The organism is Escherichia sp. AM3 (genome assembly GCF_032029835.1).
GTDB lineage: Bacteria > Pseudomonadota > Gammaproteobacteria > Enterobacterales > Enterobacteriaceae > Escherichia > Escherichia coli.
Genome location: NZ_JAVUPQ010000198.1, coordinates 1 through 2,490 on the forward strand (window position 1 = coordinate 1; position 2,490 = coordinate 2,490).

Here is a 2,490-nt window from a genome sequence, read left to right on the forward strand (position 1 = left end):
CTTTATACATCTTCTCTTTAATTAGTTCTAATCTGGAATTGTATTCCAAAACAAATGCGTTAAGTAAAACCTTAACTTCCGCGTAATTATCACGAACTAATTGTAACCGATTCCTGATTGCAGTTGGATTATCAACCTCTTTTTCAACCAAATACAATTCTAACTCAGGAAAACCTTTATATATGTTTCCGGCTGGACCTACAACGCATGGCGTTCCAACGCTTGCTGATTCCAGCGCGATCATTGGTGAACATTCCGTATTCGTTACATAGCACACAACATGTAAACGAGATAGCAGCTCGATAAACCGCTTATTATTTAAATTCTCTGATAATGCCGTAAGTTTGATGTTTGAGGTAATCCACTTCATATTATTTTCAAGATGCAAGTTGGTAACCAACTCACACCCTTTTAATGAACCAATCGCTAGTAACTGAGGAAATGGATTTTTATACCAACTGAACATTGCGGCAAACAAACCGACGCGGAAATTGCCCGAATCAGGTACAGCTAACTTTTTAGAAAACGAAGTGCCTGATACAGCATAGTTCGATACTGAGAATGCACGAATACCGTATGCATTAAGTATTTCATCTAGCTCAGGCTTAAACGAGATGACCCCATCAACAATCCGTTCCCGATAAAGTTCATACCATCCATCAAAAGTTGAATATTGCGAGGAGTCAACCCACTGAGCAGGTGAGCCATGCCATGCAAAAAATATTTTTATTTTTGGATTTAATTCCTTAATCTTTTTAGCAAGTTCCATTTGTAATTGTGTTCCACCGCTCATGATCACACTTTTTAGTGTCTTCGAAGCAGCAAGTTTTTCAGCCAACCTGTTTAGATAGACATGGTTAGAAACTTGTGGGAACTCATATGAATAGTACGGATATTGGATACTATCATCTTTAAAGAAACTGGCTGTTGATGTGGCAACACCAGACCAATAGGCCGAGTAAAATGCTAAGACTTCTTTATCCGCTATTGCATTGCTATAGAACTCATCCAACAAATCATAATCAACTTGATTGGTAGTTGTACCAGCAACCTTATAATATATTTTTCGTAGCAGACTGTATTGCTTCAGCGTATTCATCAAATTCAAACGGAGAGCAAGCCTGCTTAGATTATAAATAGTTTTTGAAATTAAACGTTCTTTCAACGATGGCGCTTTCTGCTCGCGAAGGAATATATTCTTAAATTCATTTTGCGATTTTGAACACATGTCTTTGAAGAACAATGCCCATTTATCAGCTATAAGGCCATCATCTACAAATTGCTGACGATATGCTAAATAATTCATTCTTTGTAATTCTTTAAGACCACGTTGATCATCAAGAAGATTTCTCAAAGAATCATAAAATGCCTCGGCATCCCGAGACACAATATACTGCCGCTGCTTTTCAGGTAACACTTCATTTGCTATGCCGACGTCTGTTGACACAATAGCGCAACTGTTTGCCATTGCTTCAAGAAGTGGCAATGGCGTACCTTCACATTCAGAACTGATGAGTAGAATATCTGCATCAGACAGTGTTTTAAGAATTACTTCACGTTCGGTCTTGCCCTTAGAACTATCAAACTCAATAAAATCAAACGTATATCCAGATTTTTTTAATTTATCCAGAGCCGGCAAAACTATTTTATTCAGGCCTTTATAATCTTTATAACCAAGATATTCGCCCCATTTGCTATTTCCAATCCATACGAGTTTTTTTCTATCGCTATTATCATGACTATTTCCTTCGCTCATAGGAATTTCTGGATTATCATAGATAACACTATGAGGAGGTGGAAAATCAGACAGTTCAGAATATAGCTCTTTCAACTTTGCGGATGTAACAAAATACCCATCCACAAAATTCATAAGAGGAATTCGTCTCTCATAGTTCGCGATATCATCATAAGTGAATAGGTGATCAGGAATATGTGTGGTGACAATATTGCTGATCAAAATTTCTTTATACTGGGGATTCCGCTGAGTGAAGTTCATCACTTCCATGAGATAGTCACGCCAGAAAAAGTGTAAGATACTCTTTTCTTTTACGTTTTTATCCAAGTGTAAAACAAGGTCCGCCACCGTTTTAAAATCATCGGTGCAAACTATTTTTACATTAAAGTCACTCAACTCTTTTGCTATATTTTGGGCTATTTTTCCGAATGCCCAATCCAACTTATCGACTATGAAAAATAAATTCATTGATACGCCATTATGATATTAAATAGATAAGTACTAACTTCCATAGCCATTAGGGTTTTGCTTTTGCCAATTCCAGGTATGAGCCATCATATCTTCAATATTGTACTTGGCTTTCCAGCCTAAAACCCTTTCTGCTTTAGAGACATCAGCCCAAGAAGATCCTATATCGCCCTCTCGCCTGGCGACAATTTCATAGTTAACTTTCTTGTCACTTGCCTTTTCAAAGGCATCAATTACTTGTAAAACTGATACACCATTGCCGGTGCCAAGATTAAAAACGTCATATC

The 2,490-nt window shown here is 37.2% G+C and carries 2 protein-coding genes; both read right to left on the reverse strand.

Annotation, left to right across the window (positions count from 1 at the left end; all coding sequences use genetic code 11):
• Nucleotides 1–2,203, reverse strand: a 2,203-nt coding sequence (locus RTW80_RS24010) for a glycosyltransferase (protein ID WP_312720529.1), incomplete at its 3' end; no start/stop codon positions are given.
• Nucleotides 2,204–2,236: 33 nt separating this feature from the next.
• Nucleotides 2,237–2,490: GDP-mannose 4,6-dehydratase (locus RTW80_RS24015; RefSeq protein ID WP_312720532.1), on the reverse strand; the 254-nt coding region annotated here is incomplete at its 5' end.